Origin of the sequence: Pseudomonas sp. BYT-1, from assembly GCF_023611805.1 — a bacterium.
Taxonomy (GTDB): Bacteria; Pseudomonadota; Gammaproteobacteria; order Pseudomonadales; family Pseudomonadaceae; genus Aquipseudomonas; species Aquipseudomonas guariconensis.
In genome coordinates this window covers 4,368,348-4,383,690 of the sequence record NZ_CP072559.1, presented here as the reverse complement: position 1 = coordinate 4,383,690, position 15,343 = coordinate 4,368,348, and the positions used below count along the sequence as shown (strand labels likewise).

Annotated in this window: 16 protein-coding genes; 7 read left to right on the top strand and 9 right to left on the bottom strand. The window is 64.0% G+C overall.

Annotated elements, in window-relative coordinates; genetic code table 11:
* The first annotated feature begins 244 nt into the window (after positions 1-244).
* Positions 245-811: a dCTP deaminase gene (gene dcd / locus J5X93_RS20520; protein ID WP_043213075.1), complete on the top strand. Its 567-nt coding sequence runs from the start codon at positions 245-247 to the stop codon at positions 809-811.
* A 97-nt stretch (positions 812-908) separates the two neighbouring features.
* Positions 909-1,139: a hypothetical protein gene (locus J5X93_RS20515; protein WP_080642124.1), complete on the top strand. Its 231-nt coding sequence runs from the start codon at positions 909-911 to the stop codon at positions 1,137-1,139.
* 21 nt (positions 1,140-1,160) lie between these two features.
* On the opposite strand, the gene J5X93_RS20510 is transcribed toward J5X93_RS20515, so the two are convergent.
* From J5X93_RS20510 to J5X93_RS20475, 8 genes are all read right to left on the bottom strand, one after another.
* Positions 1,161-2,276 carry a succinylglutamate desuccinylase/aspartoacylase family protein gene (locus tag J5X93_RS20510; protein ID WP_102081837.1) on the bottom strand — a complete coding sequence of 372 codons (1,116 nt, stop codon included), beginning with the start codon at positions 2,274-2,276 and terminating at the stop codon, positions 1,161-1,163.
* Positions 2,277-2,383: 107 nt separating this feature from the next.
* A complete protein-coding gene (locus J5X93_RS20505; RefSeq protein WP_250033952.1) occupies positions 2,384-4,042 on the bottom strand; it encodes an ATP-dependent DNA ligase in 1,659 nt (552 codons plus the stop codon).
* A complete protein-coding gene (locus J5X93_RS20500; RefSeq protein ID WP_043213082.1) occupies positions 4,039-5,052 on the bottom strand; it encodes a ligase-associated DNA damage response exonuclease in 1,014 nt (337 codons plus the stop codon). Before J5X93_RS20500 ends, J5X93_RS20505 begins: the two co-directional genes overlap by 4 nt.
* Positions 5,053-5,170: 118 nt before the next feature.
* A complete protein-coding gene (locus J5X93_RS20495) occupies positions 5,171-7,612 on the bottom strand; it encodes a penicillin acylase family protein (RefSeq protein ID WP_102081839.1) in 2,442 nt (813 codons plus the stop codon).
* Positions 7,613-7,815: 203 nt separating this feature from the next.
* Positions 7,816-8,019: an SEC-C metal-binding domain-containing protein gene (locus tag J5X93_RS20490; protein ID WP_011532538.1), complete on the bottom strand. Its 204-nt coding sequence runs from the start codon at positions 8,017-8,019 to the stop codon at positions 7,816-7,818.
* Between the two features lie 7 nt (positions 8,020-8,026).
* Positions 8,027-8,503, bottom strand: a complete 477-nt coding sequence (locus J5X93_RS20485) for an LEA/WHy family protein (RefSeq protein WP_043213087.1) — start codon at positions 8,501-8,503, stop codon at positions 8,027-8,029.
* A gap of 2 nt (positions 8,504-8,505) precedes the next feature.
* Positions 8,506-8,982 (bottom strand): YchJ family protein, encoded by a 477-nt coding sequence (locus J5X93_RS20480; protein WP_043213090.1) that lies wholly within the window; start codon positions 8,980-8,982, stop codon positions 8,506-8,508.
* A gap of 4 nt (positions 8,983-8,986) precedes the next feature.
* Positions 8,987-9,481, bottom strand: coding sequence for a DUF6231 family protein (locus tag J5X93_RS20475; RefSeq protein WP_043213092.1), 495 nt, complete (start codon positions 9,479-9,481; stop codon positions 8,987-8,989).
* Between the two features lie 158 nt (positions 9,482-9,639).
* Here J5X93_RS20475 and J5X93_RS20470 point away from each other — a divergent pair, with 158 nt between their 5' ends.
* From J5X93_RS20470 to J5X93_RS20455, 4 genes are all read left to right on the top strand, one after another.
* Positions 9,640-10,329 carry a PA1041 family peptidoglycan-binding anchor lipoprotein gene (locus tag J5X93_RS20470; protein ID WP_043213095.1) on the top strand — a complete coding sequence of 230 codons (690 nt, stop codon included), beginning with the start codon at positions 9,640-9,642 and terminating at the stop codon, positions 10,327-10,329.
* A gap of 86 nt (positions 10,330-10,415) precedes the next feature.
* Positions 10,416-11,132: a PA1041 family peptidoglycan-binding anchor lipoprotein gene (locus J5X93_RS20465; RefSeq protein ID WP_043213096.1), complete on the top strand. Its 717-nt coding sequence runs from the start codon at positions 10,416-10,418 to the stop codon at positions 11,130-11,132.
* A 95-nt stretch (positions 11,133-11,227) separates the two neighbouring features.
* Positions 11,228-11,503, top strand: a complete 276-nt coding sequence (locus J5X93_RS20460; protein ID WP_090345063.1) for a DUF1145 domain-containing protein — start codon at positions 11,228-11,230, stop codon at positions 11,501-11,503.
* On the top strand, positions 11,496-12,254 hold the full coding sequence (locus tag J5X93_RS20455) for a hypothetical protein (RefSeq protein ID WP_102081840.1): 759 nt from the start codon (positions 11,496-11,498) through the stop codon (positions 12,252-12,254). The genes J5X93_RS20460 and J5X93_RS20455 overlap by 8 nt, the downstream gene beginning before the upstream one ends.
* Before the next feature lie 313 nt (positions 12,255-12,567).
* On the opposite strand, the gene J5X93_RS20450 is transcribed toward J5X93_RS20455, so the two are convergent.
* On the bottom strand, positions 12,568-13,032 hold the full coding sequence (locus J5X93_RS20450; protein WP_043213103.1) for a CopD family protein: 465 nt from the start codon (positions 13,030-13,032) through the stop codon (positions 12,568-12,570).
* Between the two features lie 98 nt (positions 13,033-13,130).
* On the opposite strand from J5X93_RS20450, the gene dinG reads away from it, so the two are divergent.
* Positions 13,131-15,275: an ATP-dependent DNA helicase DinG gene (gene dinG, locus J5X93_RS20445; protein ID WP_102081841.1), complete on the top strand. Its 2,145-nt coding sequence runs from the start codon at positions 13,131-13,133 to the stop codon at positions 15,273-15,275.
* The last annotated feature ends 68 nt before the right edge of the window (positions 15,276-15,343 follow it).

The following is a 15,343-nucleotide window of genomic DNA, read 5'->3' as shown; positions in this document are numbered from 1 at the left end:
GATGGGCCGATAGGAATCGTGCATCAAACAGAGATTCTCGGTGTCACGTGCAGCACAGTGGCGCCACCTTAACCCACTTTCCCCGACCTGCCAATGGTCAATGACGGCTTTGTCGAAAATCGGATCGGCGGCGGCTGCAGCTCCCGTCCGGCGCGGGATTGCGGGATGGAACTTTGCCGTAGCCGCCGGGACCGGTAAGATGCGCGTCTCGTTTTTCACCTAGCACTTTCAGGACACTCCCGCCATGAGCATCAAATCGGACAAGTGGATTCGCCGCATGGCGCAGGAACACGGCATGATCGAACCGTTCGTCGAGCGCCAGGTGCGCGGCGGCGAGGACAGCCGAGTCATTTCCTTCGGCGTGTCCAGCTACGGCTACGACGTGCGCTGCGCCGATGAATTCAAGGTCTTCACCAACATCAATTCGGCCACTGTCGACCCGAAAAACTTCGACGCCGGCAGCTTCGTCGACGTCAAGAGCGACGTGTGCATCATTCCTCCGAACTCCTTCGCCCTGGCCCGCACCGTCGAGTACTTCCGCATTCCGCGCAATGTGCTGACCATCTGCCTGGGCAAGAGCACCTACGCGCGTTGCGGCATCATCGTCAACGTCACGCCGCTGGAACCGGAGTGGGAGGGTCACGTGACCCTGGAGTTCTCCAATACCACCACCTTGCCGGCGAAGATCTATGCCAATGAAGGCGTGGCGCAGATGCTCTTCCTCGAATCCGATGAGGAGTGCGAAGTGTCCTACAAGGATCGCGGTGGTAAATACCAAGGGCAGCGCGGCGTCACCCTGCCACGCACCTGAGGCGACGAGCGCGGGGAATTCCTCGTCCGCCAGGCACTCCAATGGCTAGAACGATCCGGTGCGCATGACGCGCATCGGGCATCGCCGGGAGCCGCCAATGAAACTTCACCCCGCAATCAGTGCGAAGCTCGCCGTCCTGCAGCCCAACCAGATAGGGCTGCTGGCTTGGTCATTGCTGGCGCACCCTTCAACGCCCGTACAAGCCGGTGGCGTACCCCATCAGCCCGACCCCGACACACCTCAGCCCCCGGATCCTGGCGAGTCGCCACCCATGGAGCCGGGAGAGCCGACCTTGCCTGACGAACCACCTCCTTCGCCGGTGGCCTGAGGGCCAGCCAGCACGACGGGCTCAGTTGGCCAGCAGGTAACCGCTGCGACAGACCTGCTCGCCCGCCACGTGGGCGACGACCATGCCCGCTGTGGCCATGCGCCTGACGCTGCGTGCATAAAGGAGGCCAGGCTGGGTATTGCGCACCGCGGTCACCCGGTCGTTCAGCGGATCGATGACTTCCGCGATCAGCTCGCCCGCCTCCAGGTATTGGCCGGGTGTCGCGTGGAAGACCAACAGCCCGCCCAACGGCGCCACCACAGGCTCCACGGCGGCCAGCGGCGTTGCCGGGTACGCCAATGGCGGCAGGGCGGGCGCTTCTCCTGAAATCACCCCAGCATGGGTCAGGAAATTGAGTATCCCTTGGCAATCCTGAGTGGCCAGGTCGTGGCTGACATCTGCCTGCCCGCGTAGCTCGACAGTCACAGAGAAACTGCCCAGAGGGATGGGGAACTGCTTGCCAAAACGTTGCTGCAACTGCCACCACACCAGGCTGAAGCATTCATCGAAAGACTGGCCGCCGGAGTCCGTGGCCAGCAGGCTGGCCTGCACGCCCAGATAGCGGGCCAGCGGCTCTACCTGATCCCAGGCCTCCGGTGTGGTGTACAGATGCTCCACGGCCTCGAAGTCGCAATGCAGGTCCAAAACCATATCGGCATCGCACGCCAGGCGTTGCAGGGTCAGGCGCTGGGATTGCAGTGGGGTGCGCGCGGGATGCGCATCCAGGCCCCGGCGCAGGTACTCGCGGATCAGGGCCAGGTTGTGCGAAGGATCATGGGTCAGATGGCCCTCGATCTGATCGCCGATACTGTCGGACAAATCAACGAAGTTGCGGTTGAAGTTTTCGCCACTTTGCAGCTCGAAGCGCCCCAAGGGCGCGTCCAGGAGCACCTGTTCCAGGCCCACGGGGTTGGCCACCGGAACGAGGATGATCTCGCGTTGCAGCCGCCCGTCCTGTTCCAGCTCCAGCAAACGGCGCTTCAGGTGCCAGGCCACCAGCATGCCGGGTAGCTCGTCGGCATGCAGTGACGCCTGGATGTACACCTTGCCACCGCCGCGAGGGCCGAAGTGGAAGCTATGAAGCTGGCGGGCAATGCCCGGGACAGGGGACAGCAGGTCGTGGGTCGAATGATGCATGGTGGTCCTGGCTGAAGTGGCGAATACGGTCTGCGATGACAGTCGGCAGAAAGATAGAAGCATAACTTCTGCCGTTGCGCAGCTTCCTTGCGCGGGTTTGCCCGCACTCAGGCAAGCAAGGCCTGCAAGGTGGCCAGGTCGTCGGCTTCTTGCACAGGTTTGTCATGGCGCCAGCGCAGCATGCGCGGAAAGCGCACCGCGATGCCGCTCTTGTGGCGTTTGGACAAGGCAATACCCTCGAAGCCCAGCTCGAACACCAGTGTCGGGGTCACACTGCGCACCGGGCCGAAGGTTTCCACCGTAGTCTTGCGGATGATGGCGTCGACTTGGCGCATTTCTGCATCGCTCAGTCCGGAATACGCCTTGGCGAAAGGCACCAGGGTGCGTCCGGGAGTCCCCGGTGGCCCGTCCCAGACGGCAAAGGTGTAATCGCTGTACAGGCTGGCACGACGGCCATGACCGCGCTGGGCGTAGATCAACACGGCATCGACGCTGAAAGGATCGATCTTCCACTTCCACCACAGGCCCATGTCTTTGGTGCGGCCCACGCCATAGAGGGCATCGCGCTGCTTGAGCATCAGACCTTCGACGCCCAGACTGCGTGACTGCTCGCGCTGGCGGGCGAGGTCATGCCAGTCGCTGCCCTGTAGCAACGGTGACAGCAGCACCGGGGCCAGTGGGTACTGCTGCGTCAGGTGTTGCAGTTGGGCCCGACGTTCATGTTGAGGCCGGTTGCGCCAATCTTCACCCTGCCATTCGAGCAGGTCATAGGCTTGCAGCACCACCGGCGCCTCGGTGAGCAACTTCTTGCCCAGCGTCTTGCGGCCCAAGCGCTGTTGCAGCAGGGCGAAAGGTTGCACGGCGACATCGCCGGCTTGGCTGCCCGGTTTCCACACCAGGATTTCACCATCGAGCACTACACCGTCAGGCAAAGTGGTGGCCAGGCTGTGCAGTTCCGGAAAGCGCTCGGTGACCAGTTCCTCTCCCCGCGACCATATCCACAGCTGGCCATCGCGCTTGACCACCTGTGCGCGAATGCCATCCCACTTCCACTCCGCCTGCCAGGCAGACACCGGGCCGAGCAACGTCTCGAACTGCTCGACGGGAGCCTGCAGCGCGTGGGCGAGGAAGAACGGGTAGGGCTGGCCGCCGCGTTGGCGATGTTCGTCGGCAGATTCGGCGGCGATCAGCTGCAGGTAGTCTTGCGCCGTCGTGCGGTGGCTGAGATCGGTATAGCCCACCAGGCGCTGCGCCACGCGTTTGGCATCCAGACCGGCGAGCTGGGCCAGGGCGCGGGTCACCAGCAGTTTGGACACCCCGACGCGGAAGCTGCCGGTGATAAGTTTCAGGCATAGCATCAAACCGGGCCGATCCAGCTGCGACCACAAGCCTGGCAGGCGTTGACGGATGGTTTCCGGCGGTAGGCCGCGCAGGGACAGCAGGTGCTCCTCGACCCAAAAGGCCAGTCCCTCGTCATTGCCATGCGGGTTGTCCGGGAGCACCAGGGAAATAGTCTCTGCCAGATCGCCCACAGCCTGGTAGCTTTCTTCGAACAGCCAGTCGGGCAAGTGCGAAAGTTCAAGGGTGAGCTCGCGCAGCAGACGGGTAGGGACCATTTGCCGCGGACGGCCGCCGGCCAGGAAGTACACGGCCCAGGCTGCATCCTCGGCAGGTGCGTCTGCGAAGTAGTCGCGCAGGGCCTCGAGCTTGGCATTGCTGGATGTGGTCGCGTCCAGGCGCAGATAGAGCTCGGCGAAGGTCTTCATGTGCCAGCCTCGGTGTCGGTCTCGTCCTCGTCGCCGTATTCGGTAGCGAAGGCGCGGGCATCGAGGCCCTGTTCGTTGAGGTAGCGCACCAACACATCGACCGAGCCGTGAGTGACCATCACCCGCTCGGCGCCGGTCTGCTCGATCGCCCATAGCAGCCCCGGCCAATCGGCATGATCGGAGAGCACGAATCCGCGGTCCACGCCGCGGCGTCGTCGGGTGCCGCGCAGGCGCATCCAACCGCTGGCCAAGGCGTCACTGTAATCGCCGAAGCGCTTCATCCAACTGCTACCGGCCGCCGAAGGCGGAGCCAGCACCAGGGCCTGGCGCAACATCGGATCGTTGCGGGGGATGTCGCCTGCATAGTGCGTCGGGGCCAGGTGCACGCCCGCTTCCCGATAGACGCGGTTCAGAGGTTCCATCGCGCCATGGACCAGAATTGGGCCGGCGTGCGGGTCCAAGCCGTGGAGGATCCGCTGGGCCTTTCCGAAGGCATAGCAGAACAGCACGCTGGTTTTGCCCTGTTCACGATTGGCCCGCCACCAGGCATCGATCTGCGCCATCACCTCGGCCTGAGGTTGCCAGCGGTAGATCGGCAGGCCGAAAGTCGACTCACTGATGAAGGTATGGCAGCGCACCGGCTCGAACGCAGCGCAGGTGCCGTCCGGCTCGATCTTGTAATCTCCCGAGGCGACCCAGACCTCGCCTCGGTATTCCAGGCGCACCTGGCCCGAGCCGAGCACGTGGCCAGCGGGGTGAAAACTCAAGGTCACGCCCCGGTGTTCGAGGCGTTCGCCATAGGCAAGCGTCTGCAGCTGGATGTCCGGCCCCAATCGGCTGCGCAGGATGCCTGCACCGGGGGCGGCAGTCAGGTAATGGTGATTGCCGGGCCGGGCGTGATCGCCGTGGCCGTGGGTAATCACTGCGCGGTCCACCGGGCGCCACGGGTCGATGTAGAAATCACCGGGCGGGCAATAGAGGCCTTCGGGGCGGGCGATGACGAGATCCATAGGCGTGCCGGTTGGCTAAGGGCTTGTAACCTCAGAGCACGACAGGGTCACGGAAGTTCTTGGTGAAGGAACCGCGAGCGTCCAACGGCGGACGTCGCGGTTCAAAGGGGGCTTGCGATCAGCGGCCAGGGACCAGGGTGAGTCGCTGCGAGCCATAGGCGCGGGAGAAGTTCTGCTGTTGCAGCGGCAGGTTCATGAAACGGCCCTGGAACCAGGCGTCCAGGCCATCGCTGTAATGCCGGCTCGCCGGGTTGCCGGACTGGCCATTGCTCGTCAGCACCTGCAGCGGTTCGGCCTGCCCGAAATCGACGATCATGCGCGCCGATGCCGGCAGGTAGGTATCGAAGCTGCCGCCCCAGGCATAAGGCGTCAGCGCCAGAGTGCTGAAATCGCCGCCTGCGGCCATGGGGTTGCGGCTGATGGCGTCACCCAGGCCATGGTAGGTCGGTGCTGGCCAGCGATACTGGTGCAGCTTGCCCCATTGCCAGGCGCGACGGTCGCTGCCCAGCTGGGCGACGCCAGCATCCACGGCCCCCGCCAGGCTACGGGCGAGAATGGCAGGCTTGTCTTCTTTTTGCGGCGTGTTGCGGTCATCCCAGAACGGGCTGTCCTCGCGGCCCAGCAAGTGGTCGGCCTGGGCCGAGTAGGAAAGCTGCGCATTGCCGATGAACGCTTGCCAGGCCGGGCTGGACTCCGGGCCCAGATCGTCGAGGAAGGTCTGGCGAGCGACCTCCTGCAGGAACAATGCATACAGCGCGGCATCGGCCGATACCGGGCTCAGGCGGCCATCGAAAGCCTTTAGCCGGGTCAGTGCTTCACGCGCTTTGTCCCGCTGGGCGGCCGGTAATGCGTCGATCGCTTGAGTGAGCGACTGGGCCATGCCGGGGGCGTCGAACATCTGCTTGAGTTTGTCTGCCAGCAGAGCGACCTGGTCGTTCTGCAGGGCCATCAGGCTACGGCTGTCGTGGCGGCCGTTGCCGGCCAGCTGGGCCAGGCGCTCGGCGCGCTCGGGGTAGTACCAGGTGTTGGACAGCTGCATCCCGTAGCCACGTGGCAGGCTGCGTTGGTTGGCATGGCCGACCCAGCCGGCGACCGGGTCCTGGTCGTAAGGGTGCAGCATTGGATCGGCGTAGCCATCCCAGTCGTAACGGCTATCCCAGCCGGGCGAGGGCAGCAGGCCCTGGCCTTCGCGGCGATTGGGGTAGCGGCCGCTGACCTGCCAGCCGATGTGCTGCGGTTCGGCGAAGACGAAGTTCAGGGCAGCGGCGCCGACTTCACGGGTATTGTCGAAGGCCCGCTCCACCGACGATGCGCGGGTCAGGTCGAACAGCGCGTCAAGGCTGCGATCGCCTTTGAGTTGTGGCAGGTTCAGGGCCAGGCCGAGGCTGGCATTGGCCGGTTGGCTGAGCAGAGTGCCGTGGCGGGTGTCGTACATGACTTCACGCAGGGGACGTTGACCGCGGACGAAGAAGGTTTCGCTGCGTGCGCGGGCAGGTTGCCACTTGCCATCGGCCAAGTAGCTCACCTGGCTGCCCTGGTGACGCAATTGCTCCAGATACAGGTCCTGGTTGTCGGCCATCACCGCGCTGCTGCTCCAGGCCAGCTTGCCGTTGTAGCCGGCGAGGATGATGGGCAGGCCCGGCAGTGCCAGGCCTGCGACTTGATACTTGCCGGTGTGGATCTGTACCGGGGCGAGGGCCCACGTGGCGCGGCTATCGCTGGCCAACAGGCTCTTGCCGCTGCGGCTGCGTTGCGGCGACAGTGCCAGGTTGGCCGAGCCGGGGCTGCCCAGCAGGCCCAGGTCGGCGAGCTTCTGCCCTGCAGCGCCCAAGCGCTCCAGGCCTGGCAGTTGGCTCTTGAGGTTCAAACCCTTGAGCTTGTCCAGTTCGGCTTCGGCCAGTGGCTCGTCGGGAGCACCTGGCAGCAGCCAGGCGAGCTTGTCGCTGCCGACTTTCTGCGCCAGGGTCAGGGCGGTCAGTTCTTCCTGCAGGTTCACCGACTGGCTGAAGGCATACAGGCTGAAGATCAGCGCCGAGTCCTCAGGCTTCCAATATTCCGGGCGATAGCCGCTGCGGGCCAGGTCCGCAGGCAACTTGTCGCGGTAACGGAACAGATAGGCGTTGACGCCGCGGGCATAGACCTCGAAGAACCGCTTCAGGCGTGGCGAGGCGTCGGCGTAAAGCTGTCCAGCGCTTTGCTTGAGGTTGGCAGCGCGCATCAGACGATCGATGTCCAAGGCGTCAGGGCCGGCCAGTTCAGCCAGGCGCCCTTGGGCCAGCAGGCGCATGGCGACCATCTGCTCGATGCGATCGCCGGCCTGCACGTAGCCCAGGCTGAACAGGGCATCATGGAAACTGCTGCTTTCGATCAGCGGTGCGCCCATGGCGTTGCGGCGTACCGAGACATTCTGTGCCAGGCCTTTGAGCGGTTGCACACCAGTGGTCGGAGGCACGCTGTCCTGGTAGCCGCCCACCTGACAGCCGGCAAGGCCGAACATGCCGAGCACGACGGCAGCGGGGCCGAACCGAAGGCGGAAGGGGGGAAGGACGGGGGCTGCCATGACAAGGCTCCTGCAGGGCGTGGCGGGATTCGGAAAGGCGCTACGTTAGTGAGCGCGCGGTCGCCATGCAAGGTGCCTGTAGGCTTTATTTTCAGGGGGCTGCCCAGTGGTTGGCCGGACCTGAAGTTTCAAGCTTCAAGTCAAAGCAGGTCGAGGGCGAGTCTGCTTTTTCTTGTCGCTTGAAACGTGCCGCTGCCGCGGGGTCAGGCCCCGTGGCACTTCTTGAATTTCTTCTGGCTACCGCACGGGCACGGGTCGTTGCGGCCAACGTCTTTCAGAGCGTTGCGCACCGGCTCCTGATGGCCATGGTTGCAGTGCGGGCCGTGCACGTGGCCGTGGTCGTGATCATGGTGATGGTCGTGACCGTGGTTGCAGTCCGGGCCATGAACATGGGGTTGCTGGGTCATTGCAGGGTTACTCCGGTTGAAGATCGCCGGGGATTATCTCACCACTGCGCGACAAGTGCAGGTCCCGATGGATGATCAGTCCCGTGTGCAGTTCGGCTTGCAGGCGGTAGTGCAGAGGCTGCTCGCGCTTGAGCATCTTGGCCAAGGGCTTGAGCTTTTGCCACAAGTTGGTTCGGGCCGTGATCTTGAACGTGCGCTGGGCGTGGCCGCCGACGCTTCGCCACAGGCTGGCTTCATCCTGCACCAGCAACAGGTCGTTCAGGCGTACCGAGTAGTCCAGGCTGCGGATGAACAAGCGGCTGTCGTTGGGGTTTTCGACCCGCACGTGGAGAATGAACTCCTGTTGCAGCAACCGGGCCTTGACCGTCTCGACCCGGACCAGGTGCACCTGCGGTTCGCGCCATTCGTCGTCACCCCAGCTCGCACAGCCCGCCAGGAGCGTCATCAGCAATGACAGGGCAAGCAGGCGGGCCAGGGTGCTCATGGTCAGCTACCAATGTAACTGGCGCAGCATTTCTTGAACTTCTGTCCGCTGGCGCAGGGGCAAGGGTCGTTGCGTCCGGCCTTGAGTGAAACTGTCGGGTCGATGAAGTACCAACGACCACTGTTCTGAACGAAGGCAGAGCGCTCGCGGTGCTGGTGATCGCCGTGCTGGTCATGCCAGCGTGCGGTAAAGCTGACGAAGGCGTGCTCAGGCTGTCCGCCCAATACCTCGGCGTTCTCGACCTCTAGGCCAAGCCAGGTGCTCTGGGCGCTCCAGGCAGCGATCGCGGCGCGGTCCAGGCCGGCCTGCTGGGCCGGCAGGGTGGTGTCCACCAGATAGTCGACCAAGCCCAGCACATAGGCGCTGTAGCGCGAGCGCATCAGGGCCTGGGCGTCGGGCGCCGGGGTGCCGGCATGGTATCGCCCGCAACAGGCATCGAGCAGGTTGCCACTGCCGCATGGACAGACCGAGACACTCATTGAATCACCACCAGTACTTGCCGAAGTTTTCAGGGTTTGCCCAGAACTTGGCGTTGAGCCAGTCCGGGACCTGCTTGTAGTCATGTAGATCATAGGTGAACAGGCTCAATACCTGCTCGTCTCGCCGGAACTTCTCGCTGGCCGACAGCGCCAGGGCGAAGAAGTCCGTGTCCTGCCAGCCGCAGGCTTGCAGGTCGGCGAGCACTGCGACCCGGCTGGCATTGAGGTTGCGGATGCCGCCGAGCAACTGAAGGCCGGTGCGCTTGGGCAGGTGCTCCAGACAATCCACCAGTACCGCCAGGTCGAAGCGCTGGGCGGCGGCCGGTGCGGGCAGCGGGCCTGGCGGGACCACTTCGATATGCACTTGCGGATGCGCCTGGGCGAAGGCTTCCAAGGCCGGGAAGCGCGTGCCCACCAGCAGCAGACGCTGGGGTGTGAAGCGCTCGAGCAAGGCTGCCAGGGCCTGCTGTGGGGTGCGCTGGGAGAAACTGTCGGTCATTGCCAATCCTCGTTCAGGTCGTCCTAGCCTATCGGGCCGGGCGCGCTCGGCAAAGAGGCGTGGTGCCCTGTGTGGCTTATTGCTGGCAGAGAGGAAGCGGGCGGTCTTTACTCCGAAGGATCGGTCTTATGCCGATTCCCCCTAGGAGATGCGACAAAATGAGCATAGTACGCACAGCGATACCCCTGGTCCTGCTCACCAGCGTGTTGACTGGTTGTGCAGGTTTGCAAAAAACCGACTGGCCGAAGTGTGCTGCCGTCGGGGGTGTAAGTGGCGCAGCCCTCGGCGCCATCGAGAGTTCCACTTGGGCGGGTTGGGGCGCGCTGCTTGGCGGTGGCCTGGCGGCGGGCTACTGCTGGGCCCACGGCGATGGCGACGAAGATGGCGATGGCGTACCGGACAGCCGGGACAAGTGCCCTGGCACGCCACGCGGTGTACAGGTCGATGCCAACGGCTGCCCACCGGCACCGGCGCCGGTCGAGGAGGTGGTGGTACAGAAGGAAGAGGTCATCGTCATCCGCGACGTGCACTTCGAATTCGATTCCGCCCGCCTGACTGCCACCGACAAGGAGCGACTGAACACCATTGCCACCCGACTGAAGCAGGAAGCGCCCAGCGCCCGCCTGACCGTCACCGGACATACCGACAGTGTGGGTTCTGATACCTACAACCAGAAACTGTCCGAGCGCCGTGCGCATTCGGTCACCGACTATCTGGTCGAAAGCGGTGTGCCACGTAGCAGCTTCGTTGCGGTGGTAGGGGCCGGGGAGTCCCAGCCGGTTGCCGACAACGCGACGGCTGATGGCCGTGCCATGAACCGCCGCACCGAGATCAAGATCCAGCGCTGACGGCATGCGCCCATGCCTTGAGCAGTGGCATGGGCGCGTCTTTACTCGGGTGACCGGTAGAGACCGGTGACACAGGAGCATTGATCATGGGTGTTATGTCGAAGGCGGCGTTGCCGCTGGTGCTGGTTACAGGCCTGCTCGCCGGTTGTGCCACCCACAGCGATGGCAGCGCGCCCCTCAATCAAAGGACCTGGCCCCTGTGCAGCCTGCTAGGCGGGCTGGTCGGCGGCGGCCTGGGTGCCATCGAGAATTCCAGTTGGGCTGCCGGTGCCGGAGCGCTCGGCGCCATCGCCGGTGGCTTGATCTGCTACGCCCAGGACGGTGACGGGGATGGTGATGGCGTGTTCGACCGTCGCGACCGCTGCCCTGATACCCCGGCCGGGACGTCGGTCAATCACATGGGCTGCCCGTTGCCGCAGTATCCGACAACGCCACCGGCAGGCGAAGCGCCGGTGCCTGAGGTCATTACCCTGGATGACCAGGGGCAGGTGCTGTTCGCCTTCGACTCGGCACAGTTGACCGTCGAGGCCCAGCAACGCCTGCGCGCCTTGCTCCCTCAGCTGAGCGATCCGCAGGTGACCCGTATCAAGGTCATTGGCTTTACCGACAGCGTCGGCACCGATGCCTACAACCAGGGCCTGTCTGAACAGCGTGCCGGCAGTGTCGCGGAGTTCCTGATCGCTCAGGGTCTGGCCGCGGACAAGGTGACCAGCCAAGGCCGCGGCGAAAGTGAGCCTGTGGCCGACAACGACACAGAAGAAGGTCGGGCTCGTAATCGACGGGTAGAACTGCACCTGAATTGACACCTCTAGCGCCTACCCTGGCATAGGTTTACTGTTGGCTGCACGGCCTGCTCGCTCGGGCCTTGCAGCCATAACAACAAATTCAGGGGGCGGGTATGAAATTCATCCTGGGCCTGGGCAAGGCTCTGACGGTGGTGTTCTGGTGGGTGGTGCTGGTGAACCTGTTCATGCCGCAACCGCTGCCGTTCAATCTGTTACTCAATGCCGTGGGGATTTTCCTGCTGAGCCTGCACTGCCTGGAAGTGCTGTTCTTCAATGCCAGCTTGCGCGGGCGTAGCCACCGTTGGTTCGATCGGCTGCAGATCCTGCTGACGGGCATTTTTCATGTCATGTCCATTCCCAAGCCCTTGGAGACGCCACGCCATGCGTAAGGTGATGTTGATGCTGGCGTTGACCAGTCCCATGGTCCAGGCCGAAAGCCTGGACGTTGCGGCCCATTCGGTGCTGCGCCTACCGAACAAAGCGAGCAGCGTGCACCTTGAGCAATTGCAGATCGCCGATTCGGCGACACTGTTGCTGCCCGCGACGCTGACGGAACTGAAGGTGGATCGTCTGGTGCTGGGGCGCGATGCGCGCATAGCCATTACCCCCGCCGAGGCCCCTTTGCGTATCGAGACCGGTGTTGCCGAGCTGGGTGACGGCAGCGAAATCAGTGCCACCGGCGCTGCCGGCACTTATGAACGCGCCGCTCGGCCTGGGCGGGATCTGGAACTCAGGCTGAACGGGTTGCAGGCGCAGCGGCTGTCGATCGATGCCCGAGGCGGCGCCGGTGCGCCAGGCTATGTCGGGCTCGATGGTGCCAACGGCAAAGCCGGCGGTTGTACCTGGGGCCAGGCTAGCCGCGGCGCTAATGGAGACGACGGTGGAAACGGGCATGATGGCGCTTCCGGTGGGCGCATTCGCCTGGCTGTGCCGGAGGGGTTCCCGCCGGAGCGTATCCAGGTTCGGCTCGATGGCGGTGCGCCGGGCAAGCCGGGTGCGGCGGGCAAGGCTGGCTTGGGCGGCGCCAGCAAGGGATGCCTTGTTTATCGAACCGACGCCGGTGCGGATGGGCGGCCAGGCGTGGAGGGGCAGCCCGGGTTGGCAGGAGCGGCTGGGGAGTTGGTCCTGGAGCGCTTATGAGTTGATTCTTGGGGCGAAGCTGGTTCAGTTCGTCCCAAGCACCTCCACTCGGCGCGCTGATGGTGGCCCGTTTGGGACGGTGGAGCGACCCTCAACCATTCAAGCTGGTGCCGCTGCGCGGCCCATCGCAGGCTTCGCCAGCGCCAGGTTCTGTGCTGTTTCGCCTTTGATGCGCGATAGTCCAGGCGCTATCAATGGCGACCTCAAGGCCGCGTGGAGGTTTATGTAGAGCTGGCGCGCAGTGCCCTTCGGCGTGAGCCGAAGTCGCGAGATGGAGGCTTGCACCGCTAGCCGGAGAAGCCCAAGCACAACCTCAAACCAAAACCCGCGAACTGGCCACCACCACAACCAAAATCCCCAACAGCAAATTAACCCCGACCATTCGACGAATCTGCCCAAGCACGCCAGCCCCCGTCGCCCAGTCCTCAGCCGTCACTGCCGCCCGCAGCTGTGGCAGCAACAGCGCCTGAACCCGCATGAACAACGCAAACATGGCAATCCCACCCCCAATCATCACCTGGATGTAACGCGGTGCGGTCTCGAAGCCATTGAAGCGCAGGTGCAACATCCCGATACCGCTTATCGCAAGAATGACCACTGCCAGCCAGACCCATCGGAAGAACCGTCGGAAAACTTCCACCCACAACTTCAGTCGTGCAGGCCCTTCGAGGGCTGAAACCGCCGCTGGCCGCAGTACCAGCCAGGCGAAGAACATACCGCCGACCCAAACCAGGGCCGCGAGGACATGCAATGTGTAGGGCAGGGCAAAGGCAAGCATCCGGATCTCCATGCGGCATAAAGGGCAATAGCGGGGTATGATAGCCGGCCCATGCGAAACACTGAAAATTTATCCAGCCCTCCGGGCGCCTGCAGACCATGATCAGCAACGAACTCAAAGCCACCATCCAGGGCGCCTACTCGCGTTTTCTCGAAGCCAAGAGCCTAAAGCCCCGCTACGGCCAGCGCCTGATGATCGCCGAAGTGGCCAAGGTGCTCGGCGACATCGCCTGTGACGATGAAGGACGCCGTGCAGGCGAGCCCGCCGTGGTCGCGGTCGAGGCCGGTACCGGTACCGGCAAGACGGTCGCCTACAGCCTGGCCGCCATTCCCGCCGCCAAGGCTGCCGGCAAGCGGTTGGTGATCGCCACAGCAACCGTCGCCCTGCAAGAGCAGATCGTCTTCAAGGATCTGCCCGACCTGATGCGCAGCAGCGGGCTCAACTTCAGTTTCGCCCTGGCCAAGGGCCGTGGCCGCTATCTGTGCCTGTCCAAGCTCGACATCCTGTTGCAGGAGGGGCATGCCCAATCGGCCACCGCGCAGCTGTTCGAGGAAGAGGGCTTCCGCATCGAGGTCGATGAAAAGAGCCAGAAGCTGTTCAACAGCATGATCGAGCGGCTCGCCGGCAACCGCTGGGACGGCGACCGCGACAGCTGGCCCGAGGCACTCGAGGACCAGGACTGGGCCCGTCTGACCACCGACCACAGCCAATGCACGGGGCGCCACTGCCCGAACTTCCAGCAGTGCGTGTTCTACAAGGCCCGTGAGGGTATGGGCAAGGTCGATGTGATCGTCACCAACCATGACATGGTCCTGGCCGATCTGGCCCTGGGCGGCGGTGCCGTATTGCCCGATCCGCGCGATACCATTTACGTCTTTGACGAAGGCCATCACCTGCCGGACAAGGCCATTGGCCACTTCGCCCATTACTCGCGGCTGCGCTCGACCGCGGATTGGCTGGAGCAGACCGCCAAGAACCTCACCAAGCTCTTGGCTCAGCATCCTTTGCCGGGTGACCTGGGCAAGCTGATCGAACAAGTGCCGGAACTGGCGCGGGAAGTGCGTACCCAGCAACAGTTCATGTTCACCCTGTGCGAGCAGGTCGCGGATTTCCGTCCCGGTGAAGACATGGAAGGCCGGGAGCGTCCACGCTACCGCTTCGAGGGCGGTGTGGTGCCGGAGCAGATTCGCGAGGTTGGGATCGAGCTGAAGAAAGGCTTCGCCCGTCTCAATGATGTGTTCACCCGGCTGGCCGACCTGCTCAAGGAAGGCATGGACGGTGAGGTCAACATCGGTATCGCCAGTCATCAGGCCGAGGAATGGTACCCGCTGTTCGGCAGCCTGGTGACCCGTGCCCAGGGCAACTGGGAGCTATGGACCGCCTTTACCACCGAGGACCCCGAAGACAGCCCGCCCATGGCGCGTTGGCTCACACTTGCCGAAAGTGGTGCGCTGTTCGACATCGAGGTCAACGCCAGCCCCATTCTGGCTGCTGAAATGCTGCGTCGCAGCCTGTGGAACGTCGCTCATGGCGCCTTGGTGACCTCCGCGACCCTCACTGCCTTGGGTAAATTCGATCGATTCCGCATGCGCTCGGGCCTGCCACGCGATGCGATCACCTGTGTCGTACCCAGTCCGTTCGTGCACGGCGATGCAGGCCTGTTGCGGGTCCCTGACCTGGGAGCCGACCCGCGCGACGTGCCGGGACACACTGCAGCCATCATCCGCGAACTGCCGGGCATGCTCGAGGAGGCCCGTGGCGCGTTGGTGCTGTTCTCGTCGCGCAAGCAAATGCAAGACGTGTTCGATGGCCTGGATCGAGACTGGCGCAAGCTGGTGCTCATCCAGGGCAATCTGTCCAAGCAGGAAACCCTGAACAAGCACAAGGCGCGCGTAGATGACGGCCAGCACAGTGTGCTTTTCGGCCTGGCGAGCTTTGCCGAGGGTGTCGACCTGCCCGGCGCTTACTGCGAACACGTGGTCATCGCCAAGATCCCCTTCGCCGTACCGGACGATCCGGTCGAAGCGGCCCTGGCCGAGTGGATCGAAGCCCGTGGCGGCAACCCGTTCATGGAGATCGCCGTCCCCGACGCCTCGTTGCGCTTGATCCAGGCCTGCGGTCGCCTGCTGCGTACCGAGCAGGACCGCGGGGTGATCACGTTGCTCGATCGTCGCCTGGTCACCCAGCGCTATGGCAAGGCTATCCTCAATGCGCTGCCGCCGTTCCGGCGGGAAATTTCCTGACGGTCGCGGCTCGGCTACGACCTGCTGTTCATTACCTGTCACGGACCCATGGTCCTGAAGGAGAGCTT

Coding starts and splice junctions, on each gene's coding strand:
- dcd (WP_043213075.1), top strand. CDS start 245: ATGAGCATCAAATCGGACAAGTGGATTCGCCGCATGGCGCAGGAACAC.
- J5X93_RS20515 (WP_080642124.1), top strand. CDS start 909: ATGAAACTTCACCCCGCAATCAGTGCGAAGCTCGCCGTCCTGCAGCCC.
- J5X93_RS20510 (WP_102081837.1), bottom strand. CDS start 2,276: ATGCATCATTCGACCCACGACCTGCTGTCCCCTGTCCCGGGCATTGCC.
- J5X93_RS20505 (WP_250033952.1), bottom strand. CDS start 4,042: ATGAAGACCTTCGCCGAGCTCTATCTGCGCCTGGACGCGACCACATCC.
- J5X93_RS20500 (WP_043213082.1), bottom strand. CDS start 5,052: ATGGATCTCGTCATCGCCCGCCCCGAAGGCCTCTATTGCCCGCCCGGT.
- J5X93_RS20495 (WP_102081839.1), bottom strand. CDS start 7,612: ATGGCAGCCCCCGTCCTTCCCCCCTTCCGCCTTCGGTTCGGCCCCGCT.
- J5X93_RS20490 (WP_011532538.1), bottom strand. CDS start 8,019: ATGACCCAGCAACCCCATGTTCATGGCCCGGACTGCAACCACGGTCAC.
- J5X93_RS20485 (WP_043213087.1), bottom strand. CDS start 8,503: ATGAGCACCCTGGCCCGCCTGCTTGCCCTGTCATTGCTGATGACGCTC.
- J5X93_RS20480 (WP_043213090.1), bottom strand. CDS start 8,982: ATGAGTGTCTCGGTCTGTCCATGCGGCAGTGGCAACCTGCTCGATGCC.
- J5X93_RS20475 (WP_043213092.1), bottom strand. CDS start 9,481: ATGACCGACAGTTTCTCCCAGCGCACCCCACAGCAGGCCCTGGCAGCC.
- J5X93_RS20470 (WP_043213095.1), top strand. CDS start 9,640: ATGAGCATAGTACGCACAGCGATACCCCTGGTCCTGCTCACCAGCGTG.
- J5X93_RS20465 (WP_043213096.1), top strand. CDS start 10,416: ATGGGTGTTATGTCGAAGGCGGCGTTGCCGCTGGTGCTGGTTACAGGC.
- J5X93_RS20460 (WP_090345063.1), top strand. CDS start 11,228: ATGAAATTCATCCTGGGCCTGGGCAAGGCTCTGACGGTGGTGTTCTGG.
- J5X93_RS20455 (WP_102081840.1), top strand. CDS start 11,496: ATGCGTAAGGTGATGTTGATGCTGGCGTTGACCAGTCCCATGGTCCAG.
- J5X93_RS20450 (WP_043213103.1), bottom strand. CDS start 13,032: ATGCTTGCCTTTGCCCTGCCCTACACATTGCATGTCCTCGCGGCCCTG.
- dinG (WP_102081841.1), top strand. CDS start 13,131: ATGATCAGCAACGAACTCAAAGCCACCATCCAGGGCGCCTACTCGCGT.